The following is a 26,807-nucleotide window of genomic DNA, read 5'->3' as shown; positions in this document are numbered from 1 at the left end:
CTCATGCTGCTTCCGTCTCTGCCAGTTCACGCGCCAGGCGATTGGCCTCAGCGAGCGTCAGATAGGTGCGGCGACGCCATTCCGGGCGTTCCTGCGGGCAGTCCGCGCGGAAGTGACCGCCGCGGCTTTCGGTGCGCCGCAGCGCGCCGACGGCGATCAGCTTGGCGGTCGTGATGATGTTGGTGAAGCGCATTCGAGTGTTGTCGCGCTCGAGCTGCTCGATCTCGCGGATCGCCCGCACCAGGCTTTCGCGCGTGCGGATCACACCGACGCAGTCGCTCATGACCTTGCGCAGGATCGTCAGCTGCGGGCTGTCTTCGACCGTCACCGGATCGTCGTTCTCGCCGGCATTGTCGCCCCATTCGGTCAACTGCGGCGTCGGCAGCGTGCCCTTGATGTTTTCGGCAATGCGCGCGGCAAAGACCACGGCTTCGAGAAGCGAGTTGGAGGCAAGACGGTTTGCGCCGTGCACGCCGGTCGAGGTCACCTCGCCGGCTGCCCAGAGGCCATCGATCGAGGTGCGACCTTCGGCATCGGTGAGCACGCCGCCCATGTGATAGTGAACCGCCGGCACGACCGGGATCGGCTGCGTCACCGGATCGATGCCGGCCGCTATGCAGGAGGCATAAACGGTCGGGAACATCTCGGGGAAATGCTTGCCGACCGCCTTGGTGCAATCGAGGAAAGCGCCGCGTCCCGCCTGGACTTCGGCGAAGACCCCGCGCGAAACGATATCGCGCGGCGCAAGCTCGCCATCCGGGTGGATATCGAGCATGAACCGATGGCCGGCAGCGTTCAGAAGCTGGGCGCCGTCACCGCGCAGCGCCTCGGTCGCGAGTGGCGCCGGGTCCTTGCCGATGTTGATGGCGGTCGGGTGGAACTGCACGAATTCCGGATCGGCGATGATCGCGCCGGCGCGGGCGGCCATGCCGAGCCCCTGCCCGCAGGCTTCCCACGGGTTGGTGGTGACCGCATAGAGGTGGCCAACGCCACCGGAGCAGAGCACAACGGCGCGGGCCGGAAAAGCCACGCGCTTCTTCGACTGTCCGGCATCCGGGCGCGCGATGACGCCCGAGATGAAGCGGCCTTCGCGCACCAACTCCTCGACCACATAGCCTTCGATCACGCGGATCGACGGCGTCCGGCGGACGGCGGCAATCAGCGCTTCCATGATCGCCTTGCCGGCCATGTCGCCCTTAACGCGGACGATGCGGCGCTCGGAATGCGCCGCCTCGCGCGACAAGAGCAGCTTGCCTTCGAGGTCGCGATCGAAGGGCACGCCATAGTCGAGCAGGTCATGGATGCGCGCCGGGCCTTCGGCCACCATCATGCGCGTCATCTTCTCGTCGACGATGCCGGCACCGGCGGCAAGCGTATCGGCGACGTGTTTTTCGAAGGTGTCGCCGGGGCTCATGGCGGCGGCAATCCCCCCTTGCGCCCAGGCCGACGAGGCGCCATGGCCGATCGGGGCTGCGGCAAGGATCGTCACCGGCCTCGGGCTCAGCTTCAGCGCGCAGAAGAGGCCGGCCAGGCCGCCGCCGACGATGACGATGTCGTCAATCCCGTTGAAGGATTGCGGGCGGAAATGGTCGGTCAGCATGATTCATTCTCCTCCAATGCGCATGCCTGCATCCGGTGTAAGCCGGTTGAAATTGTTACTGCTTGAGGTTCACCATGCGCTCGACCGCAAGGCGGGCGCGATCGGCAATCGCGGGATCGACGAGAACCTCTTCCGTCATGGTCAGCAGGCTGTCGAGGATCTTCGGCAGCGTGATGCGCTTCATATGCGGACAGAGATTGCACGGCTTGACGAACTCGACGCCTTCGATCTCCGCCTGGATGTTCGACGCCATCGAGCATTCGGTGACGAGCAGCACCTTCGACGGGCGGTTGTCCTTAACGTAGTTGATCATGCCCGACGTCGAGCCGGCGAAGTCGCAGACAGCGATTACATCCGGGTGGCATTCCGGATGGCCGATGATCTCGATGCCCGGATTGGCTTCCTTGTAGGCGAGCAGTTCGGCGGCGGTGAAGCGCTCGTGCACCTCGCAGTGGCCCTTCCACGTCAGGATCTTCTTGTTGGTCTGGCGGGCCACGTTCATCGCCAGGTATTCGTCGGGAATGCAGAGCACCGTGTCGGATTCCAGGCTCTCGACGACATCCAGCACGTTCGACGAGGTGCAGCAGATGTCGGTCTCGGCCTTCACGTCGGCAGACGTGTTGACATAGGTGACGACGGGAACGCCGGGGTAGCGCTGCTTCAACAGGCGGACATCGGCGCCGGTGATCGATTCCGATAGCGAGCAACCAGCCTTGGCGTCGGGAATCAGCACCGTCTTTTCCGGGCTCAGCAGTTTCGACGTTTCGGCCATGAAGTGCACGCCGCACTGGATGATGATCTCGGCATCGACCTTGGCGGCATCGCGCGCCAGCTGGAGCGAGTCGCCGACGATATCGGCGACGCAGTGGAAGATATCCGGCGTCTGGTAATTATGCGCGAGGATGACGGCGTTGCGCTCCTTCTTCAGCCGGTTGATAGCGTGCACATAGGGCGCATAGACCGGCCACTCGATCGCCGGAATGAAATCCTTGACCTTCTCGTAGAGATGCTCGGTTTCGCGCGCGATCGCCGGCGTAAAGGCAAGCTCGGGTCTTTCGATGATACCGAAGCGCTCGGCGGCGCTGACAAAAACCGGTTTCGCCACGGTCGCGGTGCGGGGTGCAAGGCGCGTCATCGACATCTCCTCTCCGCCCCTCTTCCTGGGCGGCTCTTCAATTATGCTCAATCTGAGCATAATTGAACCAAAACAAAAGCGGCAAGGCCGCATGGGTTGATTTAGAAAGTTTTGTGACAGAATTCAAGAATAGAAGCGCCGCTTTTCGCAGCGCCTCTGATTTTCGTTTTCGTTCAGGCCATGGCGGGGCGTGCCACGCCCTTCTCCTCGATCGGCCAATGGACGATTGCCGCGAAGATGCCGAGCGCCACGCCGAGCCACCACACCGGATCGTAGGACCCGAAGTGGTCGTAGAGGTAGCCACCCATCCACACGCCCAGGAACGAGCCGACCTGGTGCGACAGGAAGACGATGCCGCCGAGCAGGCCGAGGTGCCGGGTGCCGAACATGATCGCGACCAGCGCATTGGTCGGCGGCACCGTCGAAAGCCAGAGCAAGCCCATGACGATGGCAAAGACGATCACCGAGGTCGGCGTCTGCGGCAAAAGCAGGAAGGCCGTCACCGCCACCGAGCGTGCGATATAGATCAGCGCCAGGAAATAGGGCTTCGAGTAGCGCTGGGCGATGAAGCCTGCCGACAGCGAGCCGATGATGTTGAAGAAACCGATCAGCGCCAGCGCGATCACCGCATAACGCGCGTCGATGCCGATATCGCCGATATAGGCCGGGAAGTGCGCGGTGATGAAGGCAACCTGGTAACCGCAGACGAAGAAGCCGGAGACGAGCAGCAGGTAGCTCTTGTGGCCAAGCGCTTCCTTCAGCGCCTCGCCGATCGACTGCTTGTACTGAGCCTCGCTCTGGCGGCCGGAGGACGCGTTGCCGCGCAGCGGGATCGCGAAGAACGGCACCAGCAGCATCAGGACGCCGAGATAAACCAGGCTGTCCGACCAGCCATAGGCCGAGATCAGGCCCTGGCTGAGAGGCGCGAACAGGAACATGCCGGCCGAACCCGCCGCCGTGCAGATGCCGAAGGCAAGCGAGCGCTGATGCGGCGTGACGTTGCGGGCAAAGGCAGAAAGCAGAATGCCGAAGGAGCCGGAGCCCACCGCCATGCCGACGAGCACGCCGCCGCCGATGTGCAGCCAGATCGGCGCATCGGCGAAGGCCATGATGAACAGGCCTGCTGCGTAGAGAAGGCCCGACATGGCAAGCACCCGCCACGTACCGAACTTGTCCGCGATCGCACCGAAAAACGGCTGGCTCAGGCCCCAGCAGAGGTTCTGCAGCGCCATGGCAAGGCCGAAGGTCGTCCGGTCCCAGCCGGTATCTGCGAGCATCGGCAGCTGGAAAAAGCCCATCGCCGAGCGCGGGCCGAAGGTGAGCATCGCGACGACCGAGCCGGCCGCAATGATCAGCCAGGGCATCTCCTGACGGGCACTGGACGGCGCGGATGCTCCGGAAACAGCGGACATGGAATCTCTCCGATTGATGGAGCGCGATCCTAGGCGGCTGCTAAAACAGATAAAAGCCAATTAAATTGACGCCGCAATCACCGGAATTGATGCCTTGATCAAGCGGCACTGCGAAACCGGTCGCGAAACGCTCTCGGCGTCATGCCCTTGGCCGCCTTGAACTGACGATTGAAGTTGGCAAGCGAACGATAGCCGACGGCATCGGCGATATGGGCGATCGAGCGCGTCGAACCACTGAGCAGCGCGCAGGCCTCGCCGATCCTAAGCCGCATCAGATATTCCGAGACCGGCATGTTGAGGTGGCGCAGGAACAGCCGGTGCAGGCCGGAGAGGCTGAGTGCTGCCAGATCGGCGAGTTCGTCCATCGACGGGTTTTCAGCGTAATGCAGGTGAATATGGTCGAGCACCCGGTCAAGGCGGCCGCGGTCGACCGATCGGCCCGACGGCGTGACGACCCGGCTCGACAGCGGCGTGACCACCTGCTCGCGCGCCAGGATCGTCAGCATCGACAGGACGTCCGGCAGCCGCTCCTCGGGCGCCAACCGGCGCAAGCCTTCAAACAGCGGCCTGACACGGGCGGCCACGTCCGCTGAGAATTGCAGCCCCGGGGCCGAACGCTCGAACATCGCCTTGACGCCGGCGAGTTCGACGAAGCCCTCCTCCAGGCGCTCCACCCATTCCGGATGAAACCAGAGCACCAGCGCCACGTGCGGCTCCGCCTCCTCGACCTTGCCGGCGGAATGCCAGGTGTGCGGCAGGTTTGAGCCGACGAGCACGAGGTCGCCGTCGTCATAGGCGCCGATATGGTCGCCGATGAAGCGCTGGCCACGCGAGTTGAGCGTCAGTGTCAGTTCGAACTCGGGATGATGGTGCCATTGGAACGGGATGGCATCGTCGAGCCGACGGTCGAGCAGGATGGATGAGGCATTGGTCGGCCTCGATATCTTCTGCAAAACAGCCTTCATGTTGCGCCACTCCCCCCCTGGAAGCCAGAATAGTATCAATTTTGGCAGGCTGCGTGCAACAGCGGTATCCTTGAAAGGTCTAGGTTTTCTCCATCACCAACACGGCATTTTGAGGCGAGGAGATACCCATGCAGCCACTCAGAGACAGCCACCCGACCGCGGCCCATCTCGACATTCAACTGAAGGACATCAAGAAGCGGCTGCCTTTGCGCGTGTTGTCGGAAGCGGACTGGCAGCACTGGGTCACCAAGGGCTATGTCATCGTCCGCCAGGCGGTAGCGCCGGCCAATGTCGAGCGCCTCGTCGATCTGCTCTGGCGCTTCGACGAGAAGGATCCGAACGATCCCTCGACCTGGTACGCGCCGCAGCGACGCGAGCACAAGATGAAGGAACTCAACAACACCGGCATGCTGGAGATCTACAATCACCAGTATCTCTGGGATAATCGCCAGGAGCCGCGCATCTACGGCTCCTTCGTCGACATATGGGACCGCGAAGACCTGTGGGTGACGATCGACCGCGCCAACCTCAACCCGCCGAAGAAGGTGAAGGGCAATCCCAACGGCTTCATTCACTGGGACGTCGACACGTCGATCCGGCCGCTGCCGATCGGCGTCCAGGGCGTGCTCAGCCTGAAAAAGCAGGACGGCGACGTCGGCGGCTTCCAGTGCGTGCCGGAACTGTTCGAAAACTTCGAAAGCTGGGAAAAGACACAAAGCACCGACCGCGACCCGATGCACCCCGACATGACCGGTCTTTCAACGGTCAACATCGAGATGGAGGCCGGCGACCTGATGATCTTCAACAGCCTGCTCGCCCATGGCGTGCGGCCCAACCACTCCGACGGCCGCGTGCGCATGGCGCAATATATCTCGATGCACCCGGCGGAATGGGAGAATGTCGCCGAGCGCGAGGAGCGGGTGCGGCTGTGGCGCGAACTCGATCATCCGAAGCGCGACGCCTTCCCCGGCGATCCGCGCGAATGGGAAAAGCACAACGCTTCCCCCGCCAGCCTCTCAGATCTCGGCGCCAAACTTCTCGGCATCACGCCCTGGGCGTGAGAGCCAAGCCCATCCGGGAAAAGTGTGTAGCGGTTTTCCGTTCTGAATGCTTCTGAACTAAGCCGAAGCGCGCACCTTCATCGGCCAGCGCTCGCCGCGTCGGCCGATGATCTTGACCGCGTCGCCGACCTTCACGGTGCCTTCGCTGCGCGGCACCGCGTTCCAGCCGAAGAGCACGCCGGGCACACGCCGGTCAGAGGACATGCGCTTTTCCGCGAGCCCCTGGATCGGGTTGCCGCCGATGCGCTCGCCGGTCACCTGGTCCTGCGTGGTCATGATGCAACGGGCGCAGGGTTTGACGAGATCGAAGCGGATGCCACCGATCTCGACGCTTTCCCAGAAGTCTTCATCCCAGGCGTCATCGCAATCGACGAGGATATTGGTGCGGAAACGATCCATGCCGACGGGCTCCTGTCCCTTTTCGGCAAGCGTCCGGTTGAGATCGGCGAGCGAGCCTGTCGTCGTAATCAGCACCGGAAAGCCATCGGCAAAGCCGACGGGCGCGGCGGTACCCGCCCATTCGGCGCCGACATGGCGCTCGGCCGAGGCATCCATATGGGCGAGCCTGACCGGGCGACCGAACCATGAGGAGAGGACCTCGTCCGTCGTTTCGTCCGACACGGCGGCATCGACTTCGCTGCCCCAGACGACGACGTTCAGCCGGCGGTCGGGATCGAAGCGAACCGAGATCTCCCGCTCGCCCATCTTCAGGTACACGCCGCCATCGATGTGGCTGGCCTCGACCTGCGCCAGCAGTTGCAATTCGCGCTGGGTGATAAAGCGCCCGTCCGGCTCCACCAACATGAAGCGCCGATCGCCCTCGACGCCGTCGAGATTGACCGAGACCGACTCGCGGACAATCGCGCGACCGCTCTTTAGCGGATGAATGTTGAGACCGGTCACCTTCATGGGCACTTCCCTCGTCTTCAGAAACTGATTCACGTGCCTGACGATCTGATTCATCAGCGCCGCACAATGTCTTGAAAGGACTAGATCATTTCTCGGATTGATGGAAACGGAGAAATGTTCCGGTGCAATCTACACACCCGCACAAAGAAGCGCGACGCGCCCTTCCGGGCAACTAGATTTCATCGAGCATCATGGCAAGCACGTCACGCAGCCGCTGCTCGCGTTCCGTGGCGAGCCCGCGCCCGGCCTTGGTCTTGAAGCCGTCGGCCAGCCGGAAGAGCTTGGTCTCGAAATGATCGATGGCGAAGGCCTTGTCGTCGAGCGCCCTGGCCTCGGCCAATGGATCGAGCGGGTCGTAGAGGCCGCTGCCCATGCGTCCTGCGATATAGAAACTGCGCGCAGCGCCGACCATACCGATCGCATCCAGCCGATCGGCATCCTGAAGGATCTCCGCCTCCAGCGTTTCCGGCGGGATGTTGGCCGAGAAGCTGTGCGTCAGGATGGCATGCGCCACCGCGGCAATCTCATCCGCGCCCCAACCGAGATCTTTCAGAATGCCCGCCGCCTTCTCAGCCGCCAGTCGCGATGCCTGGGTGCGCAAGGGCGAATTCTTCTCGACCGAGACGCAATCATGCAGCAGCACCGCGGCGGCGAGCAAACGCGCGTTGCCGCCCTCCTCCGCCTGGATGCGGGCGGCATTCTTCCAGACCCGGATCAGATGAGCGGCATCGTGCGAGCCGTCATCGGCGGCAAAGGCATGCGGCAGCAGCGCTACAGCAAGCTCCTCGTGCGGCGCGAAGGCGGCCGCGAGTTTCGAAATCTCTGTCATGCTGTCCTATTGCTGTTCGGCAGGCTTTGCCGGCGCCGTCGGTGCAGCGACAACGCCGGACAGGATCTTCTGGTAGAAGAGCCCTATTCCGATCAATACCCCGCCAAGGCCGATGAAGGACAGAGCCCTGAGGAAACCTTCGAGGTTGGACATGTCGATCAGGAACACCTTCAGCACAGCAACGAAGACCAGAACGGCCGAGGCAATGCGGATGCTCTTGGCATTGAAGCGCGAGCCCAGCACCAGCAGCAGCACGCCGAGCAGCAGCCAGACGACCGAGTAGGTGTAGGTCTCGCCCTGCAGGAAGCCCTTCCATTCGGCGATGTTTTCCCCCTGCCAGACACGGCGGACCGTGAGGCTCGCCCAGGCAAAGGCAAGCACCGCGCCGCTGACGGCAAGCGCCATGACATAGGGCAGAGGCCGCTTGTCGCGCGCATACCAGGCAAGGCCGGCATAGCCGAGCCCCGGCAGCAGATAGCCGATCAACAGCAGATCGAAGAACGGAATACGTCCCAGCAGTTCGCCGCTGAAATAGGGGTTAAGGCCGAGGAGATGCGCCGAAAGCACCGACAGCATCGAAAGCACGCCGAGGCCCATACCGCCATAGCGGAAGACCGGGCTCGGCGACTTCATGTCGAGGCTCATGAAGATCGCCGAGGCGCCGATTGCCAACAGCGTGTAGATCGACTGCTCGCCGAGCGTCGGCACAGCGCTGTCGAGCACGCCGCCGTTCATCGCATGGCGTACCAGGATCGCGAGCGTCAGCAACACGAAGAGGCTGGCGAGCGCCTGTAAAAGGTTGCGCACGCGGATGCCGGGCCAGGATCTCAGGAAATAGGCGGAGCCTGCAAGCAGCACGGCGGGAATGCCATAACCCGGCAGCAAGGCATTGAAGACAGGCGTCGTGCCAAGATTGCCGGCACCGACGATCGTCGGTTCCCAGGCGATGCGCCCCAGAACGACGATGGCCGCCGCGCCGGTCATCCACGGCAGGATCGGCCAGGTGCGGACGCGGGTCGCGAGTGTGTAGGCGGTGCCGAGCACGGCGATCGCAAGCGTCGTGACCAGCCCGTCCGTCCAGGCGTGGAGGGCAAGCACGAAGAGGGCGAAGGAGCCGGCCACCAGCAAGCCGGCCGCCGTATCACGCGCCTCTGCCGCGCCGTCACGACGGTAGAGCCAGTCCGCAAGCGCCAGCAGCGTCGCCCCAGCGACGAACGAGAACAGGCCGTGCGGCAGGTCGAAGGAATAGCTGCCGGTCATCAGGAACGACATGGCGACAAGCGCGATCGGAACGACCGCGGCAATGCCCGCCCAGAGCGTCGAATATTGCGGATGGGCGAGGAGCCGGCGTGACAACACGAAACCACCGAGGCCGATAAACAGCGCAGCAAGCAGCATAGCGGTGAACATGGCGGTGCGCCCGGGCAGCACGACAGCCGGAAGGGCATCGGCCAGCGAAGGATCGAGATAGGCGAGCACGCCGCTCAGCGCCGTCAGGCTCCAGACGCCAGCGACAGCGCCGACCGCCGAAAGCGCGGCGGGGTACACGGCCGTCGGCCGCCAGGCCCCCAGGGCTGCCAGCGCCGCAATGACGACGGCAAACTCCGTCACCGGATATTTGACCGCGGCCACCGCCGGGCTGATGAGAAGGAGCGCAAGCACGGTGGCGGCGACGGCAGCCGAAATGGAGATGGCCGCATGCGGCGGGATGAACAGCCGCTCCCAGGGACCGGCAACGGCGCCGCGTCGCTCGGCCCCTTCTGGCGCTTCGGGCGCAGGCGCCGCTTCCGTGGCGCCCGGCCAGATGAGGCCGACGCCAACGATCATCACCAGCAGCGCAAAGGCGACCGGCCGCGGTTCGAATGGCGCGACAGCGGTGATGTAGGCCAGGCCCCAAAGCCCGACGCCCGCATTGGCCAAGGTCGGAACGACGGTCCAGTTGCGCAGGCGCGACGCAAGCAAGGTCGCGAGCCACACGATCGAGAGGAAGCTGAAGAGCACCCAGGGGCGCGGTTCATTGCTCGAGACGAGCAGCGGCGTTGCGAGCGAGGCAAGCAGGCCGAGGCCAGCGAGCGCCTGCCCGTGCAGCAGCGATAGGCCGACGGTCGCAAGCGAAATCGCCGCCAAGAGAACGAAGGCCGTGCCCGTGCCGATATAGTCGTAGATGCCATAGGCGGCATAGGCGACCCCGAAGAGGGTGACGGCACCGGCGGCCGTCAGGATGCCGGGGATCATGGCATTCTGGAATTCGTTGGCGATCACGGGTACGGCGCGCCGACGGATGACCTCGCCAGCCGCCATCAGCAGGAGGCCGAACAAAGCGGCAAGCGTCAGGCGAACCGCCGGGCTCAGTAGGCCGGCGTCGATCGAGTACTTGACCATGAAGACGCCACCGAGCGCCAGCGCGATGCCGCCAACCCAGACGGCCCACCGGGCGCCGAGGCGGCTCTCGAGGCTCTCGGTCTGACGGGGTGCCGTTGCGACCAGCTGCGGTGCTTCCGTGCTGGCAGCGATCGTCTCCTCGCCCTCGATTTCGGCCGCGGCTCCTCCTGCATCGCCAAAAATCCGGGCGCCTTCGCGCGCACTGGCCGACATGGCGGCAGCAGCATCGTCCAGCGTCTCCGGCTCCAGCGTCTCTGGCCCCAGCGTCTCCGGCGCAGCCGGCAATTCGTCCGCAGCAGTAAGCGCCTCGGTCGCTCCTTCGGCCGGAGCGCGATCGCCCGGCGCAGCCTTCAGCGCCACAACCTCCGCCTTAAGGGCGGCCAGTTCGGCACCAAGGCGCTCGGTCGTCCTGCGGTTGCCGAGATAGGCGGACAGGGCCAGAATAAAGGCAGCTAAAGCAATAAGTTCGAACATACTTTCCCCTGGCAGTCGCAATCGCCGGCGCGCGCAACCATACAGACTTTTGTGCAAGCGCCAAATCTATAGACGGCCGAGCGCTGTAATCTCTTCACGGAAATGTCGCAGAACTGTCATTGGGCAGCTGGTACAGGCGGATGAACACCGCTGCCTCTCGCGCGGTGGTTTCCATCGTTCAACCAGGAGACCCGATCATGGACAAGCATCTCGCCCAGACGGAAGAGACCGAATTCAAGACGCTGACGGAACGCAGGGAAGAGCTGGAAGATGTCGGCCACAACTGTTCCGCCAATCCGACGATGGGCGACATCATCCATCGCCGCTTCTCGCGCCGCTCGTTCATCGGCGGCTCGCTGGCCGTCGCCGCGATCTCGACCACCGTCAGCCCGCTCGCTCTCCTGACCGCTGAAGAGGCACGCGCCGAGGACGGCTCGCTGTTCGACTTCACCGAGATCGAAGCCGGCGTCGACGAGAAGCACCATGTCGCCGAAGGCTATGATGCCGATATCCTGCTGCGCTGGGGCGACAAGATCTTCGCCGACAGCCCGGAGTTCGACCCGAAGAACCAGACGGCCGCCGCCCAGGAAAGGTTGTTCGGCTACAACAACGACTATGTCGGCTTCATCCCGCTCGACGGCAGCGCCGACCACGGCCTGCTCGTCGTCAACCACGAATACACCAACGCCGAGTTGATGTTCCCGGCCTTCGCCAGCATCGTGAAGGAAAAGGTGACGAAGGACGGGAAGGAAGTCGAGGAAGAGAAGGTCGTTCTCGGCGAGTACACCAAGGAACTGGTCGACATCGAGATGGCTGCCCATGGCGGCACGATCATCGAGATCCGCAAGGTCGACGGTAAGTGGCAACCGGTTCTCGATGGCAAGAACAACCGTCGCATCACCGTCAACACCGAGATGCAGATCACCGGTCCTGCCGCCGGCCACGACCGCCTGAAGACGCCATCCGACCCGACCGGTAAAAAGGTGTTCGGCACGCTCAACAACTGCGCCGGCGGCGTCACCGCCTGGGGCACCTATATGATGGCCGAAGAAAACTTCAACGGCTATTTCGGCGGCGAGATCGCCGAGGACCATCCGGAATACAAGCAGCTGAAGCGGCTCGGCGCGCCGGGCGGCCAGTATGAATGGGCGTCCTTCTACGACCGTTTCGACGTCTCCAAGGAGCCGAACGAAGCCAATCGCTTCGGCTGGATCGTCGAGGTCGATGCGCTGGACCCGACCTCGGTGCCGAAGAAGCGCACGGCTCTCGGCCGCTTCAAGCACGAAGGCTGCGAATCGATCGTCAACAAGGACGGCCGCGTCGTGCTCTATTCCGGCGACGACGAACGCTACGACTATGTCTACAAGTTCGTGACCAAGGGCGTCTTCAACCCTGACGACCGCGCCGCCAACATGGATCTCTTCGACGAGGGCACGCTCTACGTCGCCAAGTTCGACGAAGACGGCACCGTCACCTGGATGCCGCTGACGCACGGCGAAGGCCCGCTGACCGAAGCCAATGGTTTTGCCTCGCAGGCTGACGTACTGATCAACACCCGCCTTGCCTCCGACGCGCTCGGCGCCACCAAGATGGACCGTCCGGAAGACGTTCAGCCGAACCCGAAGACGGGCAAGGTCTACGTGATGCTGACCAACAACACCAAGCGCAAGGCCGACGAAGTCGACGCCGCCAACCCGCGCGCCAAGAACGCCTTCGGTCATATCGTCGAAATCACCGAGACCGATGGCGACTTCGCCTCACTGAAGAGCCGCTGGGACGTGCTCCTGAAGTGTGGCGATCCGAGCGTGGCCGATGTCGGCGCTTCGTTCTCGACCGCGACCACCAAGAACGGCTGGTTCGGCATGCCCGATAATTGCGCCATCGACACCGATGGCCGCCTCTGGGTTTCGACCGACGGCAACAACGAGAAGGACACCGGCCGTACCGACGGTATCTGGGCAATCGACACGGACGGTACCGCCCGCGGCACGTCGAAGCTCTTCTTCCGCGTGCCGGTCGGCGCCGAAATGTGCGGCCCCTGCTTCAACCCGACGTCGGACACCTTCTTCCTGGCGGTCCAGCATCCGGGCGACGCCGGCCTTGCCACCTACGAGACCCCGGCCACCCGTTGGCCGGACTTCAAGGACGACATGCCGGTACGCCCGGCCGTCGTTGCCGTGACCAAGCAGGGCGGCGGCCGCATCGGCTGATCAGGACTGCGATTGCAAGTAGGGACGCCGCGCAGTTCTGTGCGGCGTTTCTTGTTTCCAAGGTCGTTTGCAGCGACGGAATTCCGGACCGAAAACCGCTGCGCACTTTTGCTGGAATTGGCTTTCCCGCTTCGCAATTCCGGACGGAAAACCGCTGCGCACTTTTCCTGGAATTGGCTTTCCCGCTTCGCAATTCCGGACGGAAAACCGCTGCGCACTTTTCCTGGAATTGCTTAACGCCTGAGATTGTCGATCGGGAAGATGGCGCAGGTTTCGGTGCCGTGGGCGAGCAGCTTGCCGTTGCGGTCGCGAAGCCACGCCTCGGAGGTCGCGATGGTGCGGCCGCGATGTACGATGCGTCCCTCGCAGAAAACCTCGCCCATATCGGGCAGCAGCGGGCGCACGAGGTTCACCTTGAACTCGACCGTCGTATAGGCCTCCCCCGGTTTGACGGTGGTGAAGACCGCGCAGCCGAGGGCCGAATCCATGATCGTTGCGGTCCATCCGCCGTGAACCGTGCCGAGCGGATTGAGGTGTTCTTCGGTCGGCAATCCCCTGAAGACCACCCGCCCCTCTTCCACTTCGCTTAGCCCGAACTTCAGCGTCTTCGACATCGGCGGGGCCGGCAGGTCGCCGCTCAAAAGGTCCCGCATTGCCTTCAGGCCGCCGTCGCGGGCGACACGGTCAAGCGACAACACGCCGATGCCGGACACGGCCATGCCGGGGTAAAGTTCCTGGTGCATCGATAACTCCTGGGGTCAGGCGGCCGAGGATTGCGCTTTCAGCGCCTTCAGCGCCGCATGGACGAAGCCGTCGCGGGCGGAAGAAACATCGAGGCCGCGTGGTTCATAGACATGGCGGTGAAGGAAGAAGGCCGTCAGCCGGAAGGCGGCGGCAAGGCTGTCGTGGTCCGCAGCCCTTCGCGCTTCGGCAGAAAGGAAATCCGGCAGCGCCAGCATGCGATCGGCATAACGCTCTCCCGCCTCCCGGCAAACCGCCCTGCCCGATTTCGGCGAGACGTAGACGAGTTCGGTGCGGGTACCGGTTGCGACGCATTCGGTCAGATCGAGGCCGAAGCCGAGGTCGTTGAGGACTGCGAGTTCGAAGCGCACGAACAATTCTCCGGCATCGGCGGGATCGGCCAGATGATCGACGATGACGGTCAGCGCCTCGTAGAGATGCGGATGCGGGTCACGCTCGGGAAGCAGGCGCAGAAGCGCGCCCAGCGCCTGGATGCCGTAGACCGAGGTCGCCGTCTCCATTAGCCGGGCGGCGCGCAACTCAACCGGCTCGATCCGGAACTCGCCCATATGCTCGTCGAGCCGGGCGCGCCAGGTGACCTCCACCGAGTTGCCCGGCTGCAGCACCGGCTGCATCGAGCGCGAGCGGCCGGAGCGCACCATGCCGAGATGCCGGCCGTGGATGGCGCTCATGACCTCGACGATAGCAGAGCTTTCGCCGTGCCGCCGGATCCCGAGAATGATGGCCTGATCGCTCCATTGCATGGCTATGGCATACACCCGTGGTCGAAAGGGGATCAAGCTATGTTGCGAGCGCAAAGCACCATTGCCGACTGTCGCCATTCGGCCACACTCATCGGTTGCCTCATTTGCGACATGCTGTCGCCGCCCCGACGCCGTCTTTGACATTAGAACGGAAGAGCGGCAAAAGCCGTGCCTCCCGCCCGAAAATGACAATCAGCAGGATCAATATTCAAATTATGTGTGTGTCCCGGAACAGCGCCGGCCGCCTGGCGCAGCTCTTCGCCCTTCTTCTCGCCACCTCGACGCTCGCAAGCTGCGTCACCACGTCGGGGCCTGCCAAGCCGAAGGGACCGGATCCATACTACGTGGCGATGTACGGCCCGCTGCCGAACGAAAAGTTCCCGCTGGATGCCATCGACATCAGCAAGGTCGATAAGCGCTACCTGCGCCAGCAGGTCGCCTATCAGACGCATGAGCCGCCGGGCACGATTGTCATCGATACCCAGAACCGCTTCCTGTACCTTGTGCAAGATGGCGGCATGGCGATGCGCTACGGCATCGGCGTCGGCAAGGCCGGTCTCGAATTCGAAGGCGAAGCACGCATCGCGCGCAAGGCCGAATGGCCGCGCTGGACGCCGACGCAAAGCATGGTCGAGCGCGAGCCGGAACGCTACGGCCCGCTTGCTGGCGGCATGGAGCCGGGCGTGCGCAATCCTCTCGGACCGCGCGCGCTCTATCTCTTCCAGGGCAACCGCGACACGCTGTTCCGCATCCACGGCACGACCGAGGCCTGGTCGATCGGCAAGGCCGTTTCGAGCGGCTGCATCCGCCTCTTCAACCCCGATATCATCGACCTCTACAGCCGCGTGCCGCTCGATTCACGCGTCGTCGTGCTGCAGGCCGAACCGCCGATGACCGAGCCGACCGGCGGCATCCCGATGGCGAGCGCCAACAATGGCGGCCTCCCTCCGATGTACTGAGGACAGGTGAAAGCGGCGGCCGGGTGCTTTACCAGGCGTCCGGCGCCCTGACCATGTGTACGATATTGGCCGGGTTCATGATCCAGCCGCCACGAAAGCCCTCGCCCAGATCCTCGACCGCGTCGCAGCGTACGACCCCCTTGGCGGCGAGCTGCCCAAGGGCACCAGCATGGTCATCGGTGAAGAGTTCGAGCCAGACTTCCGCCTGGCTGAAATTCGCAGCCTCGTCGATCCACAGCTGGTTCGGCCCAAGCTTGAAGCCGACGGCAGGCAACTTTTCCGGGATGGGTTCGAGGCCAACTTTGTCGCGATAGAAGGCGACCACCGCTTCATATTGATGCGAGGGGACCTTCATTGCGATGTTGATACCACCGGTAATTTTCGTCATGACGCACGCTCCTGTTGGCCGCCGACCCGTCTGGGCGCGGCTGCGATGTTGATCTGTCAAAGCCCACGAAGAATTGCCGCAAGCGAGCGAAAGCGCCGCCCGCTTGCACGAACGTGCGACGGGCGCTCCCGGTGCTGCCTCGAGATGTCCTTCCGCTCGCGGCGTTACCGCTCCAGGCGGGTTTCTAGGCCTGCGGCTCGAGCGCCGGCTTGCCTGAGAGTTCGCTGAGGTAATAGCCGTCGCGCAGATTGATGCCGTATTCGAGCCAGGCTTTCATGCAGGCGAGCATCTGCGACCAGCCCTCGCAGTTGACGTAGGAGCTCTTCTGCCCCTGCCCGTTCTCGCGCCAGCCCGTTTCGGCGATGGTCACCATCGTTGCGCCATCCTCCAGCGACTGGAAGCGCATCTCCACACGGGTCTGGTAGGCATCCTCGCCTGCGGCGACCATGGCACCCCAGCAAAAGACGATTCGCTCGTTAGGCTCGACCACCTCCACCTGGACCGGCACTTCGCCCCACCAGGTCACGGTTGCACCGGCGACCAGCGGCCCGCTGATACCACCGAGCGTCACGAAGTAGCGACTGAGCTGGTCCGGATTGACGACCGCGTCGAAAACCTGGGCGACAGGGCGGCCGATCCGTCCGTTCACGCGAAATTCAAAGGGCATGGCGTATTCCTCCTGTCGATACCAACGAGATTATGTTATAGAAATACAACATGTCAACCGATTCGAAAGACGACCTGGTGTTCAAGGCGCTCGCCAACGGGCTGCGCCGGCAGATGCTCGACGCCATGCGGCAGGAGCCGCAGACCACCGGCATGCTGTGCGAGCGCTTCAGCAATCTCGACCGCTGCACGGTCATGCAACACCTCAAAGTCCTTGAGCAGGCCGAGCTCGTGCTCGTTCGTCGCGAGGGGCGTGAACGCTGGAACCATTTGAACGCATTGCCGATCCAGGCGATCCATGATCGCTGGATCAGCCAGTATGCCGGCCATGCGATGTCGGTGCTGTCTGCCCTGCAGCAGGATCTCGACCGGTAACCAGACCGATGGTTTCGGCTTTCAATCGATCGCCTTTCTTCGTATGAACGGCCGATACGTAAATTGGGGACATCGTCGTGCGCTACCTCATCACCGGCACCGCAGGCTTCATCGGCTTTCACCTCGCCAAGCGGCTGATCGACGAAGGGCATTTCGTGGTCGGCTTCGATGGCATGACCCCCTATTACGACGTGACGCTGAAAGAGAACCGGCATGCGATCCTCGCCCGTTCGAACGGCTTCAAGCCCGTCGTCGGCATGCTTGAGGACAGGGACGCGCTGCGCCGGGCCGCTGAGCTTGCCGAACCCGAGGTCATCATCCACCTCGCCGCCCAGGCGGGCGTGCGCTACAGCCTCGAAAATCCGAAGGCATATGTGGATTCCAACCTGGTCGGCTCCTGGAACATTCTGGAACTGGCGCGGGAGCTTAACCCGAAGCACCTGATGCTGGCGTCGACGTCCTCGATCTACGGCGCCAACGAGAAAATCCCGTTTGCCGAAACCGACCGGGCCGACGAGCCGATGACGCTCTATGCTGCCACCAAGAAGTCGATGGAGCTGATGGCGCACAGCTACGCCCATCTCTACAAGGTGCCGACCACGGCCTTCCGCTTCTTCACGGTCTACGGCCCTTGGGGGCGGCCCGATATGGCGCTGTTCAAGTTCGTCGATGCCATCCACAAGGGGCAGCCGATCGACATCTACGGCGAAGGCCGCATGAGCCGCGACTTCACCTATATCGACGATCTCGTCGAAGGCATTCTCCGGCTTTCCCATGTGGCGCCGGCGGAAGAAAACCGCGTGCCTGAGGAAAAGGCCGAGGACACGCTGTCGCGCCAGGGGCCCTTCCGCGTGGTCAATATCGGCGGCGGCCAGCCGGTCGAACTGATGACCTTCGTCGAAACGGTCGAAAAGGCGGTCGGCAAGCCGGCGGTGCGCAACATGCTGCCGATGCAGCAGGGCGACGTGCCGCGCACCTACGCCTCCCCCGACCTTCTCGAAGCGCTGACCGATTTCAAGCCCTCGCTCCCTGTCGAAGAGGGCGTGGCGCGCTTCGCTGCCTGGTACAAGGATTACTACAACGCGAACCGGTAAGCCGCTCGCCAGCTAATCCCCGCGGATTATTCTGTTGGCGGGACGGCTTGCTTTACGCGCAATCGAGCATAAATGGGTGTGAACCTGAGCGCATAAGCAATTGCAAAAATACGCAATTGCACGTTCTATGAACTGAGCTCGCTGTGGAACACAACAAGGGAAAGAGCCTATGAAAATCACGATGATCGGCGCCGGCTATGTTGGCCTTGTTTCCGGCGTGTGTTTTGCGGACTTCGGTCACGACGTCGTTTGTCTCGACAAGGATGAGAGCAAGATCGACGCCTTGATGCAGGGGCGCATTCCGATCTTCGAACCCGGTCTCGACCAGCTGGTGGCAAGCAACGTCGCTTCGGGCCGCCTCACCTTCACGACCGATCTCGTTGCCGCCGTCGCCGACAGTGACGTCATCTTCATTGCGGTCGGCACCCCGTCGCGGCGCGGTGACGGCCACGCCGACCTTTCCTATGTGCATGCCGCTGCCCGCGAGATTGCCCAGAACCTCAAGGGGTTCACCGTGATCGTGACGAAATCGACCGTTCCGGTCGGCACCGGTGACGAGGTCGAGCGCATCATCCGCGAAACCAATCCGGACGCCGATTTCGCCGTCGTTTCCAACCCGGAATTCCTGCGCGAGGGTGCAGCGATCGAAGACTTCAAGCGGCCGGACCGCATCGTCATCGGCCTTTCAGGCGACGATGTGCGAGCACGGGATGTGATGACCGAAGTCTACCGTCCGCTCTATCTCAACCAGTCGCCGCTGGTCTTCACCTCGCGCCGCACGTCCGAGCTGATCAAATACGCAGGCAATGCCTTCCTCGCGATGAAGATCACCTTCATCAACGAGATGGCGGATCTCTGCGAGCGGGTCGGCGCCAATGTTCAGGACGTTGCCCGCGGCATCGGCCTCGATGGCCGTATCGGCTCGAAATTCCTGCATGCCGGCCCCGGTTACGGCGGATCGTGCTTCCCGAAGGACACCCTGGCGCTGGTCAAGACCGCGCAGGACTATGACAGCCCGGTACGGCTGGTCGAGACGACGGTGGCCGTCAACGACAACCGCAAGCGGGCCATGGGCCGCAAGGTCATCGCTGCCGCCGGTGGCGACGTGCGCGGCCGCAAGATCGCAATCCTCGGCCTCACCTTCAAGCCGAACACGGACGACATGCGCGACAGCCCGGCGATCGTGGTCGTGCAGACGCTGCAGGATGCCGGCGCCCATGTCATTGGCTATGATCCGGAAGGCATGGAAAACGCGAAGAAGCTGATCGACGGGATCGACTATGCCAGCGACCCCTACGAGGCCGCCAACGAAGCCGATGCACTGGTGATCGTTACCGAATGGAACGAGTTCCGGGCACTCGACTTCCGCCGGCTCAAGACAGTGATGAAGACGCCCATTCTCGTCGACCTCAGGAACATCTACCGCCAGGACGAGGTGGTGAAGCACGGCTTCAGCTATTCGAGCGTCGGCCGGTCGCTCTGACGGGAGCGGCTGAGCCCACTCCCCCAGAGGCTAGGCCTTCGGTATCGGCAAGGGCGGCAGGGTTTCCCAGCTCTTGCCGGCGAGGATGACGCAGCTGCGCCCGTTGACGTCGGTGACGATCAGCGTCCAGCTGCCATTGTCGGCAGCGTATATTTCCATGATCGCCTGCTGGTTGATCAGCGCGGTTGCCGCCGGCTTCTCCTGATATTGTCGCGTCAGAAACCCGATCACTTCGGACCGGTCGGCACAATTGACCGGAGCCTGGGAGATCGCGGGAACCGGACGCGCCACCACGCCCGCCGCCAAGAGGGCGGCCAATGCCAGGCCGCGGATCGCACTGCCCACCATCACCGAACTCCTTTCACCGGACGCGCGGCGAAGGAGTTTGCGTTGACCTTTCCGTCGCCGGCCGGCTGCGGCATGGGCACGGTAGGCCCGCGCCGCCCTGCAGCCAGTATGGTGGAAAGGCCGGATTATTACAATTAGCTAATTTATAGAGCAAGCAGCCGGGGGGCGCCGGATGCGCCCGCGGCGAAGGCCTGCCCTATTTGCGCTTCATCGCTTCCATCAGCGCCGCACCGAAGGCGCCCTGAGCCGGTTGCTGCGGCTTCTGCTGGCGCGGGGCCGGGCCACGATTTTTGTTGCCGCCCGGTGCGCCTGACCGCGGCTCGCGGCCCGTCTCGGCGCCACCATCCTTGCGCATGGTGAGACCGATCCGCTTGCGCGGAACATCGACCTCAGTGACACGAACGGTCACGACATCCCCGGCCTTTACCACCTCATGCGGATCCTTGACGAAGCGATCCGCGAGTTGAGACACGTGCACGAGACCGTCCTGGTGCACGCCGATATCGACGAAGGCGCCGAAGGCGGCGACATTGGTCACGGTGCCCTCGAGCTGCATGCCGACCTTCAAATCCTTGATGTCGTCGATACCGTCGGCGAAGGTCGCGGTCTTGAAGCTCGGGCGCGGGTCGCGGCCGGGCTTTTCCAGTTCCGCAAGGATGTCCTTGACCGTCGGCAAGCCGAAGCGCTCGTCGACGAAGACCTTCGGATCGAGACTCTTCAGCGCGGCGCTGTCGCCCATCAGCGCCCGAACGTCGCGACCACAGGCCGCAACGATCTTCTTGGCGACACCATAGGCCTCCGGATGGACCGAGGAGGCGTCGAGCGGCTCCTTGCCGTTCGGAATGCGCAGGAAGCCCGCGCACTGTTCGAAGGTGCGGGCGCCAAGACGCGGCACGTTCAACAGTTCCTTGCGGCTCGCAAAGGGGCCGGTCGCGTCGCGATGGGCGACAATCGCCTCGGCCGAGGATTTGCCGAGGCCCGAAACGCGTGCCAGCAGCGGCGCAGAAGCGGTGTTGACGTCGACGCCGACGGCATTCACAGCATCTTCCACCACCGCATCCAGCGAGCGGCTGAGCTTCGACTGGTCGACGTCGTGCTGGTACTGGCCAACACCGATCGACTTCGGCTCGATCTTCACGAGTTCGGCCAGCGGATCCTGCAGGCGACGGGCGATCGAGACGGCACCGCGCAGCGAAACGTCGAGGCCGGGGAATTCCAGGGCGGCGGTTTCGGACGCCGAATAAACCGAGGCGCCTGCCTCGGAGACGATGACCTTTGTCGGCTTCGGCGCCGGAAGCTGCGAGAGCATATCGGCCACGAGCTTTTCGGTTTCGCGGCTGCCGGTGCCGTTGCCGATGGCGATCAGCTCCACCTTGTGCTTGCGGATCAGCGAAGCGAGTTCGGCCTGGGTGCCGCGGACGTCGTTCTTCGGTGGGAACGGGTAGACGGTCGTCGTTTCCAGCAACTTGCCGGTGCCATCGACGATGGCGACCTTGACGCCAGTGCGGATGCCCGGGTCGAGCCCCATCGTCGCCCGCGATCCCGCAGGTGCTGCCAGCAGCAGATCCTTGAGGTTGCGGGCAAAAACGTGGATCGCTTCTTCCTCGGCCCGCTCGCGCAGTTCGCGCATGAGGTCGAGCGACAGCGACATGGAAAGCTTCACGCGCCAGGTCCAGCCGATCATCTCGGCAAGCCACTTGTCGCCCGGCAGGTGACCGCCAACATTGTAGGCGGCGGCGATCATGCGCTCGACCGGCTTGACCGGCGAGGTGTCGTCCTGGTCGACGACGATGTCGACGGACAGCACCTCTTCGTTCCAGCCGCGCAGCATGGCCAGCGCCCGGTGGCCCGGCGTCGTCGCCCAGCGCTCGGAATGATCGAAATAGTCGGAGAACTTGGCGCCCGCCTCCTGCTTGCCGTCGACGACCTTGGCGCGCAGGAAGGCGGCGCCCTTCATGTGGTTGCGCAGGCGGCCGAGCAGATCGGCATTCTCCGTCATGCCTTCGGCGATGATGTCGCGCGCACCGTCGAGCGCCGTCTTCACGTCGGCCACCTCGGCAGTCAGGAAGGTCGCGGCGCGGTCGGCAGGTGCCACCGAGCGATCGGCAAGGATCGCCTCTGCCAGAGGCCCGAGGCCACGCTCGCGGGCGATCTCGGCCTTGGTCCGGCGCTTCGGCTTATAGGGCAGATAAATGTCTTCGAGTTCGGCCTTGGTTTCGACGGCGGCGATCTTGGCTTCGAGTTCGGCGGTCAGCTTGTCCTGGCCGCGGATCGATTCGAGGATCGATGCCCGACGCGCCTCGAGTTCGCGCAGATAGGTCAGCCGTTCCGCAAGCGTACGCAACTGCGTATCGTCGAGCCCGCCCGTCACTTCCTTGCGGTAACGTGCGATGAACGGCACCGTGGCGCCCTCGTCGAGCAGCTCGACCGCTGCAACGACCTGCGACGGTGTTGCCTTGATTTCGCTGGCGATAATGGCGGCGATGGGTTTTGCAGGGCTGGCCATATGGAAATTCCGTCTTTGCTGTTTGGTCGGCGACCATAAAGGCGCAGACCTTGAAGGCCAAGTGAAGGCCTTCGGCGGAAAACCGGAACTCCACAGAAGATGGACCGGCCGCCCCGCTTTCAGGCGGGACGGCCGATGGTTCAGCACGCCATAGCGGCAGGCTCGACATGCTCCTGCTCAGGCACGGCATCCCAGGTGTTGACAGGTTCGAGCGGTGGGCGGCGCTTTTCGAACTCGATCAGTTGCCGCTCCCTCTCCTCGATATAGCCGCGCGAGGCCGGAACCGCACTGAGAGACGGCGAGATCTGCAGCTGGAAGATGAAGTGCTTGTCGTAGAGGAAGGCCGTCTCCGACGCAGCCAGATAGAACTCCCACATGCGGAAGAACCGCTCGTCGTAGAGCTTGATCGCCTCCTCGCGCCGGGCGACGAAGCGCTCGCGCCAGGCTTTCAATGTCCAGGCGTAGTGCATCGGCAGGATTTCGACATCCTTCACCAAGAGCCGCGTGCGCTCGACGGAAGGCAAAACCTCCGAAATCGCCGGGATATAGCCGCCGGGAAAGATGTACTTCTCGATCCACGGATTGGTGGCCCAAGGCTTGTAGATCTGGCCGATCGAATGCAGCAGCATGACGCCGTCAGGCTTCAACAGCGCGTTCATCTTCTCGAAGAAGTTGCCGTAGTTGCCGATGCCGACATGCTCGAACATCCCGACGGACACAATGCGGTCGAACTGCCGCCCTTGCAGGGTGCGATAGTCCTGCAGTTCGAAGCGGACCCGATCGGAGAGCCCGCGCCTGGCGGCGCGGTCGCGCGAGACCTTCAGCTGCTCTTCGCTGAGCGTGATGCCGGTAACCTCAACGCCCGAGGATTCGGCCAGATACATGGCCATGCCGCCCCAGCCGGAGCCGACCTCCAGCACCTTCTGGCCGGGCTCCAGCAGGAGCTTTGCCGCGATGTGCCGTTTCTTGGCGAGTTGAGCCGCATCGAGCGATATTCCGCGCGGTTGAAAATAGGCGCAGGAATATTGCCAGTCCTCGTCGAGGAACAGGTTGAAGAGCTTGCGATCGAGATCGTAGTGATGGGCGACGTTGTGCCGGTTGCGGTTGACCGGCATGCGGCTAAGCATCTGCTGGCGCAACACATGCCAGAGGGCAGCCAACGTATTGGTCGCCGTTGCGGCGTTCTCGAGCCCGTTCCTCTTCACGATCGAGAGCACGTCAAAGATATCGCCCTTCTCAATGACGACACGCCCGTCCATGTACATTTCACCGAAGCGAAGAGCGGGATCGCGAACGATCGCTGCCTCCGCCTCCGCATCGATGATGCGGATTGATGCCGGCTTTCCACTGCCGTCACCCAGGATCACTTCTTCACCGGAAGAAAATACGACCGTCAGGTTACCGTTGCGCACCAGACGGCGAAGCAATGTCAACAATGCTGCATTCATATCCCACCCCTACCAGACCTACCGAACGTGTCCTGGTGCATGAGAGATGCGAAGGGTCGGCTCTTTCGGGGCTTCAGGCGCCAGCGCGTCCGGAAGCGGCGAGAACCGGCACGGGCGTGGCCTCACGGGTATCCGGCGGGACACATCTGGCTCCTCTTGGGTGCCGCGCCGAGAATTCGTCAGGCCGCCGCCATCGGGCTCTTATCCATCAGAACTCAAATTAAGGTAGGAAGCTTCGATCGATTGGCAATGGGTTCTTTATGGCCCCTCATAAATTTGTTTCCTTAGCAAATGCTGAGAAACAAACCTAGATTTCAGCGACGCCTAGACCGGGCAGACGCGCGCGGTCATGGGGTCGGTCGAAGTCGAGCAGCGGGCCTGCAGGCACGATGCGCGTCGGGTTGATGTGGGCGATGCCGTAGTAGCCGCGCTTGATGTGGTCGATGCGCACGCTCTCGCGGATGCCTGGCCACTGGTAGATTTCGCGCAGATAGTTCGACAGCGCCGGATAGTCCTCGATCCGGCGGATGTTGCATTTGAACGCCCCGTGATAGGCCGCGTCGAAGCGAACCAGGGTGACGAAGAGGCGGATGTCGGCCTCGGTCAGGTGCTCGCCGGCAAGATAGCGGTTGTCCGCAAGGTGAGCCTCCAGTTCGTCGAGCATGCCGAACAGGCTTGCCACCGCCTCGTCATAGGCGCCTTGTGTTTTGGCGAAGCCGGAGCGATAGACGCCATTGTTGACACGCTCGTAGATCGGGCCGTTCCAGCGCTCGATCTCGGCGCGCAGGGCCTCGGGGTAGAAGTCGAGCCGGTTGCCGGTGAGCCCGTCGAAGGCGGAATTCAGGATGCGGATGATATCGGCGGACTCGTTGTTGACGATCCGCCCTTCGCGCATGTCCCAGAGCACGGGAACAGAGACCTTCCCGGTGTAGGTCGGGTCGCTCGCCACATAGAGTTCGTGATGGAAGCGGATCTTGCCGACGCGTGCACCGGCATCGACCGGTTCGTCATAGACCCAGCCGTCTTCGCCGAGTTCCGGATTGGAAACCGTCAGGCCGACAATGTCCTGCAAGCCCTTGAGATTGCGGAAGGCGATCGTGCGCGAGGCCCAGGGGCAAAGATAGGAAACAAACAGGCGGTAGCGCCCGGCCTCGGCCGGCAAGGCTTCCTGGCCCTGCGGGCCCGGCCTGCCATCGGGCGTGATCCAGCGGTGAAACCGCGTCGGCTCGCGGTGGAACGCGCCGCCCTTCATCTCGCTCGCCGCAACGTCGCCCTTGACCCATTTTCCTTCGACGAGTTGCGGCATCTCACTTCTCCTGGATCGCACGTCAGTGACGGCTACCTCTCACGGGGCCCGGCTCACGGTCAATCGCGCGCACGGGTGACACATTGTTCGCAATCCGCGACATGCACGCACGCGATACGTGCAAAGCAACATCGTCGCGCCACAATGTCGGGCAATCCCGATTCCCAGAGGAGAATCAGGATGAAGAAAGCGCTTGCCATTTTCGTGCTGTTTGTCGCGGTCGTGTGGTTGATGAACACATCGTTGTTCATCGCGCCGCCGGCGGGTGCCGCAAAGCTGCTTGCCCACCGGGGCATGCATCAAACCTATCCGAAGGAGAATGTCGGCAGGGACACGTGTACGGCAACGATCATCAGGACGCCGGAGCATCCCTATCTCGAAAACACGATTGCCTCGATGCAGGCGGCCTTCGAGGCCGGCGCCGATGTCGTCGAACTCGACGTGCATCTGACGCCCGACAGACAGTTCGCCGTCTTCCACGACTGGACGCTCGATTGCCGGACAGAGGCAAAGGGCGTGACCGAGGAAACGCTGATGGCGACGCTGAAGTCCCTCGACATCGGCTACGGCTATACGGCCGATGGCGGCAAGACCTTCCCTTTCCGCGGCAAGGGCGTCGGCCAGATGCCGACGCTCGAGGAGGTGCTGGCCGCCCTGCCCGACCGCAAGTTCCTGATCAACTTCAAGAGCCGGCGCGCCGAAGAAGGCGCAGAACTCGCAACGCGCGTCGAGGCGCAACCGCAATGGCGGGAGGCCGTTTTCGGCGTCTATGGCGGCGAAGAGCCGACCCGCGAGACGCTGAAACGCCTGGAGGGCATGCGCGGTTACGACCGGACGTCGACGAAGGCATGCCTGATGCACTACTTCGGCTACGGTTGGGCCGGCATCGTCCCGGACGCGTGCAAGAACACCCTCGTCGCCGTACCGGGAAACTATGCGCCGTTTCTCTGGGGCTGGCCTGACCGCTTCGCCGCACGGATGAAGGCGGCCGGAAGCGAGATCATCCTGCTCGGCCCCTTTGACGGTGACGACTCCACCACCGGCATCGACACGATGCAGGATCTGGAAATGGTACCGCCAGGGTTCTCCGGCTACATCTGGACCAACCGGATCGAGATGATCGGCCCGGCACTTGCAAAGCGGCAGGTCGCCGACGCCGGTACGAACTGACACGGGCGGCCGGCTTGCCTGCGGCGAGCTTCGACCCTATGGCTTTGAGCAACCGTCGACGCTGGCCGCAACGGCGGTCTCAATCCCGCGGAAGGCAAGCACATGAACGTCACGATCTATCACAACCCCACCTGCGGCACCTCGCGCAACACGCTGGCGATGATCCGAAACGCCGGTATCGAGCCGACGGTGATCGAGTATCTGCAGGCGCCGCCGTCTCGGCAGGCGCTGGAAAAGATGATTGCCGATGCCGGCCTGACGGTGCGTGACGCTCTTCGCGAGAAAGGCACTCCCTATGCGGAGCTTGGGCTCGGCGACCCCACGGTCAGCGACGAACGGCTGCTCGAAGCGATGATGGCGCACCCGATCCTTATCAACCGCCCCTTCGTCGTCACCCCGATCGGCACGCGGCTCTGCCGCCCGTCCGAACGGGTGCTCGACATTCTGCCCGACACGCACAAGGGCCCGCTCTCGAAGGAGGACGGCGAACCGGTTCTCGATGCGAATGGAAAGCGCATTTCAGGCGCTTGAGCCCACCTGGGCGGTGAGCGGCACGGCACCCGTTTCAACGGGTGCCGAAAA

Annotated in this window: 23 protein-coding genes; 8 read left to right on the top strand and 15 right to left on the bottom strand. The window is 63.4% G+C overall.

Going from position 1 to position 26,807, the window contains the following annotated elements:
- Position 1: 1 nt before the first annotated feature.
- The 4 genes from ACIQUG_RS00190 to ACIQUG_RS00175 form a co-directional block, all read right to left on the bottom strand.
- On the bottom strand, positions 2–1,600 hold the full coding sequence (locus ACIQUG_RS00190) for an L-aspartate oxidase (RefSeq protein WP_402316180.1): 1,599 nt from the start codon (positions 1,598–1,600) through the stop codon (positions 2–4).
- Between the two features lie 55 nt (positions 1,601–1,655).
- Positions 1,656–2,735 (bottom strand): quinolinate synthase NadA, encoded by a 1,080-nt coding sequence (gene nadA / locus ACIQUG_RS00185; RefSeq protein WP_402316177.1) that lies wholly within the window; start codon positions 2,733–2,735, stop codon positions 1,656–1,658.
- 173 nt (positions 2,736–2,908) lie between these two features.
- Positions 2,909–4,147 (bottom strand): MFS transporter, encoded by a 1,239-nt coding sequence (locus ACIQUG_RS00180; protein WP_043616608.1) that lies wholly within the window; start codon positions 4,145–4,147, stop codon positions 2,909–2,911.
- Positions 4,148–4,245: 98 nt separating this feature from the next.
- A complete protein-coding gene (locus ACIQUG_RS00175; protein WP_402316174.1) occupies positions 4,246–5,112 on the bottom strand; it encodes a helix-turn-helix domain-containing protein in 867 nt (288 codons plus the stop codon).
- A 128-nt stretch (positions 5,113–5,240) separates the two neighbouring features.
- Between ACIQUG_RS00175 and ACIQUG_RS00170 the strand changes: the two genes are divergently transcribed.
- Complete coding sequence (locus ACIQUG_RS00170) at positions 5,241–6,173, top strand: phytanoyl-CoA dioxygenase family protein (protein WP_402316171.1); 933 nt, start codon at positions 5,241–5,243, stop codon at positions 6,171–6,173.
- Positions 6,174–6,230: 57 nt separating this feature from the next.
- On the opposite strand, the gene ACIQUG_RS00165 is transcribed toward ACIQUG_RS00170, so the two are convergent.
- The 3 genes from ACIQUG_RS00165 to ACIQUG_RS00155 all read right to left on the bottom strand — a co-directional run bounded on the left by ACIQUG_RS00165 (position 6,231) and on the right by ACIQUG_RS00155 (position 10,767).
- Positions 6,231–7,082 carry an MOSC domain-containing protein gene (locus ACIQUG_RS00165; RefSeq protein ID WP_402316168.1) on the bottom strand — a complete coding sequence of 284 codons (852 nt, stop codon included), beginning with the start codon at positions 7,080–7,082 and terminating at the stop codon, positions 6,231–6,233.
- Between the two features lie 172 nt (positions 7,083–7,254).
- Positions 7,255–7,911, bottom strand: coding sequence for an HD domain-containing protein (locus ACIQUG_RS00160; protein WP_402316165.1), 657 nt, complete (start codon positions 7,909–7,911; stop codon positions 7,255–7,257).
- Between the two features lie 6 nt (positions 7,912–7,917).
- Positions 7,918–10,767 (bottom strand): DUF2339 domain-containing protein, encoded by a 2,850-nt coding sequence (locus ACIQUG_RS00155; RefSeq protein ID WP_402316162.1) that lies wholly within the window; start codon positions 10,765–10,767, stop codon positions 7,918–7,920.
- Positions 10,768–10,964: 197 nt separating this feature from the next.
- Here ACIQUG_RS00155 and ACIQUG_RS00150 point away from each other — a divergent pair, with 197 nt between their 5' ends.
- Entirely contained in the window at positions 10,965–12,977 is a 2,013-nt protein-coding gene (locus ACIQUG_RS00150; protein ID WP_402316159.1) for a PhoX family protein, read from the top strand.
- A gap of 233 nt (positions 12,978–13,210) precedes the next feature.
- Here ACIQUG_RS00150 and ACIQUG_RS00145 read toward each other — a convergent pair whose 3' ends face one another.
- Entirely contained in the window at positions 13,211–13,720 is a 510-nt protein-coding gene (locus ACIQUG_RS00145; protein ID WP_402316157.1) for a PaaI family thioesterase, read from the bottom strand.
- 15 nt (positions 13,721–13,735) lie between these two features.
- Positions 13,736–14,482, bottom strand: a complete 747-nt coding sequence (gene recO, locus ACIQUG_RS00140; RefSeq protein ID WP_192447407.1) for a DNA repair protein RecO — start codon at positions 14,480–14,482, stop codon at positions 13,736–13,738.
- Positions 14,483–14,697: 215 nt separating this feature from the next.
- On the opposite strand from recO, the gene ACIQUG_RS00135 reads away from it, so the two are divergent.
- Complete coding sequence (locus tag ACIQUG_RS00135) at positions 14,698–15,441, top strand: L,D-transpeptidase (RefSeq protein ID WP_402316154.1); 744 nt, start codon at positions 14,698–14,700, stop codon at positions 15,439–15,441.
- Between the two features lie 28 nt (positions 15,442–15,469).
- On the opposite strand, the gene ACIQUG_RS00130 is transcribed toward ACIQUG_RS00135, so the two are convergent.
- Together ACIQUG_RS00130 and ACIQUG_RS00125 are read right to left on the bottom strand one after the other, a co-directional pair.
- On the bottom strand, positions 15,470–15,829 hold the full coding sequence (locus ACIQUG_RS00130; RefSeq protein ID WP_402316153.1) for a hypothetical protein: 360 nt from the start codon (positions 15,827–15,829) through the stop codon (positions 15,470–15,472).
- 184 nt (positions 15,830–16,013) lie between these two features.
- Positions 16,014–16,496, bottom strand: a complete 483-nt coding sequence (locus tag ACIQUG_RS00125; protein WP_402316150.1) for an SRPBCC domain-containing protein — start codon at positions 16,494–16,496, stop codon at positions 16,014–16,016.
- A gap of 50 nt (positions 16,497–16,546) precedes the next feature.
- Here ACIQUG_RS00125 and ACIQUG_RS00120 point away from each other — a divergent pair, with 50 nt between their 5' ends.
- The 3 genes from ACIQUG_RS00120 (at position 16,547) to rkpK (ending at position 19,447) form a co-directional block, all read left to right on the top strand.
- Complete coding sequence (locus ACIQUG_RS00120) at positions 16,547–16,870, top strand: helix-turn-helix transcriptional regulator (RefSeq protein ID WP_034804089.1); 324 nt, start codon at positions 16,547–16,549, stop codon at positions 16,868–16,870.
- Between the two features lie 77 nt (positions 16,871–16,947).
- Positions 16,948–17,964 (top strand): NAD-dependent epimerase, encoded by a 1,017-nt coding sequence (locus ACIQUG_RS00115; RefSeq protein WP_402316146.1) that lies wholly within the window; start codon positions 16,948–16,950, stop codon positions 17,962–17,964.
- Positions 17,965–18,133: 169 nt separating this feature from the next.
- Positions 18,134–19,447 carry a UDP-glucose 6-dehydrogenase gene (gene rkpK / locus ACIQUG_RS00110; RefSeq protein ID WP_402316143.1) on the top strand — a complete coding sequence of 438 codons (1,314 nt, stop codon included), beginning with the start codon at positions 18,134–18,136 and terminating at the stop codon, positions 19,445–19,447.
- Positions 19,448–19,477: 30 nt separating this feature from the next.
- On the opposite strand, the gene ACIQUG_RS00105 is transcribed toward rkpK, so the two are convergent.
- The 4 genes from ACIQUG_RS00105 to ACIQUG_RS00090 all read right to left on the bottom strand — a co-directional run bounded on the left by ACIQUG_RS00105 (position 19,478) and on the right by ACIQUG_RS00090 (position 25,055).
- Complete coding sequence (locus tag ACIQUG_RS00105) at positions 19,478–19,795, bottom strand: hypothetical protein (protein ID WP_043616646.1); 318 nt, start codon at positions 19,793–19,795, stop codon at positions 19,478–19,480.
- A 196-nt stretch (positions 19,796–19,991) separates the two neighbouring features.
- Entirely contained in the window at positions 19,992–22,301 is a 2,310-nt protein-coding gene (locus ACIQUG_RS00100) for a Tex family protein (protein ID WP_402316140.1), read from the bottom strand.
- 140 nt (positions 22,302–22,441) lie between these two features.
- Entirely contained in the window at positions 22,442–23,749 is a 1,308-nt protein-coding gene (locus tag ACIQUG_RS00095) for a class I SAM-dependent methyltransferase (RefSeq protein WP_402316137.1), read from the bottom strand.
- Positions 23,750–24,056: 307 nt separating this feature from the next.
- Positions 24,057–25,055 (bottom strand): glutathione S-transferase family protein, encoded by a 999-nt coding sequence (locus ACIQUG_RS00090; RefSeq protein WP_402316134.1) that lies wholly within the window; start codon positions 25,053–25,055, stop codon positions 24,057–24,059.
- Positions 25,056–25,235: 180 nt separating this feature from the next.
- Here ACIQUG_RS00090 and ACIQUG_RS00085 point away from each other — a divergent pair, with 180 nt between their 5' ends.
- Together ACIQUG_RS00085 and arsC are read left to right on the top strand one after the other, a co-directional pair.
- Entirely contained in the window at positions 25,236–26,225 is a 990-nt protein-coding gene (locus tag ACIQUG_RS00085) for a glycerophosphodiester phosphodiesterase family protein (protein ID WP_402316131.1), read from the top strand.
- 102 nt (positions 26,226–26,327) lie between these two features.
- Positions 26,328–26,756: an arsenate reductase (glutaredoxin) gene (gene arsC, locus ACIQUG_RS00080; RefSeq protein ID WP_402316128.1), complete on the top strand. Its 429-nt coding sequence runs from the start codon at positions 26,328–26,330 to the stop codon at positions 26,754–26,756.
- The last annotated feature ends 51 nt before the right edge of the window (positions 26,757–26,807 follow it).

This window comes from Ensifer sp. NPDC090286 (genome assembly GCF_044769565.1).
Lineage (GTDB): Bacteria > Pseudomonadota > Alphaproteobacteria > Rhizobiales > Rhizobiaceae > Ensifer.
The sequence above is the reverse complement of the archived record's forward strand: the minus strand, read 5'-3'. Positions and strand labels throughout refer to the sequence as shown.

Excerpts from the sequence above, each read along its gene's own strand:
- ACIQUG_RS00190 (WP_402316180.1), bottom strand. The coding sequence starts at position 1,600 with ATGCTGACCGACCATTTCCGCCCGCAATCCTTCAACGGGATTGACGAC.
- nadA (WP_402316177.1), bottom strand. The coding sequence starts at position 2,735 with ATGACGCGCCTTGCACCCCGCACCGCGACCGTGGCGAAACCGGTTTTT.
- ACIQUG_RS00180 (WP_043616608.1), bottom strand. The coding sequence starts at position 4,147 with ATGTCCGCTGTTTCCGGAGCATCCGCGCCGTCCAGTGCCCGTCAGGAG.
- ACIQUG_RS00175 (WP_402316174.1), bottom strand. The coding sequence starts at position 5,112 with ATGAAGGCTGTTTTGCAGAAGATATCGAGGCCGACCAATGCCTCATCC.
- ACIQUG_RS00170 (WP_402316171.1), top strand. The coding sequence starts at position 5,241 with ATGCAGCCACTCAGAGACAGCCACCCGACCGCGGCCCATCTCGACATT.
- ACIQUG_RS00165 (WP_402316168.1), bottom strand. The coding sequence starts at position 7,082 with ATGAAGGTGACCGGTCTCAACATTCATCCGCTAAAGAGCGGTCGCGCG.
- ACIQUG_RS00160 (WP_402316165.1), bottom strand. The coding sequence starts at position 7,911 with ATGACAGAGATTTCGAAACTCGCGGCCGCCTTCGCGCCGCACGAGGAG.
- ACIQUG_RS00155 (WP_402316162.1), bottom strand. The coding sequence starts at position 10,767 with ATGTTCGAACTTATTGCTTTAGCTGCCTTTATTCTGGCCCTGTCCGCC.
- ACIQUG_RS00150 (WP_402316159.1), top strand. The coding sequence starts at position 10,965 with ATGGACAAGCATCTCGCCCAGACGGAAGAGACCGAATTCAAGACGCTG.
- ACIQUG_RS00145 (WP_402316157.1), bottom strand. The coding sequence starts at position 13,720 with ATGCACCAGGAACTTTACCCCGGCATGGCCGTGTCCGGCATCGGCGTG.
- recO (WP_192447407.1), bottom strand. The coding sequence starts at position 14,482 with ATGCAATGGAGCGATCAGGCCATCATTCTCGGGATCCGGCGGCACGGC.
- ACIQUG_RS00135 (WP_402316154.1), top strand. The coding sequence starts at position 14,698 with ATGTGTGTGTCCCGGAACAGCGCCGGCCGCCTGGCGCAGCTCTTCGCC.
- ACIQUG_RS00130 (WP_402316153.1), bottom strand. The coding sequence starts at position 15,829 with ATGACGAAAATTACCGGTGGTATCAACATCGCAATGAAGGTCCCCTCG.
- ACIQUG_RS00125 (WP_402316150.1), bottom strand. The coding sequence starts at position 16,496 with ATGCCCTTTGAATTTCGCGTGAACGGACGGATCGGCCGCCCTGTCGCC.
- ACIQUG_RS00120 (WP_034804089.1), top strand. The coding sequence starts at position 16,547 with ATGTCAACCGATTCGAAAGACGACCTGGTGTTCAAGGCGCTCGCCAAC.
- rkpK (WP_402316143.1), top strand. The coding sequence starts at position 18,134 with ATGAAAATCACGATGATCGGCGCCGGCTATGTTGGCCTTGTTTCCGGC.
- ACIQUG_RS00105 (WP_043616646.1), bottom strand. The coding sequence starts at position 19,795 with ATGGTGGGCAGTGCGATCCGCGGCCTGGCATTGGCCGCCCTCTTGGCG.
- ACIQUG_RS00100 (WP_402316140.1), bottom strand. The coding sequence starts at position 22,301 with ATGGCCAGCCCTGCAAAACCCATCGCCGCCATTATCGCCAGCGAAATC.
- ACIQUG_RS00095 (WP_402316137.1), bottom strand. The coding sequence starts at position 23,749 with ATGAATGCAGCATTGTTGACATTGCTTCGCCGTCTGGTGCGCAACGGT.
- ACIQUG_RS00090 (WP_402316134.1), bottom strand. The coding sequence starts at position 25,055 with ATGCCGCAACTCGTCGAAGGAAAATGGGTCAAGGGCGACGTTGCGGCG.
- ACIQUG_RS00085 (WP_402316131.1), top strand. The coding sequence starts at position 25,236 with ATGAAGAAAGCGCTTGCCATTTTCGTGCTGTTTGTCGCGGTCGTGTGG.
- arsC (WP_402316128.1), top strand. The coding sequence starts at position 26,328 with ATGAACGTCACGATCTATCACAACCCCACCTGCGGCACCTCGCGCAAC.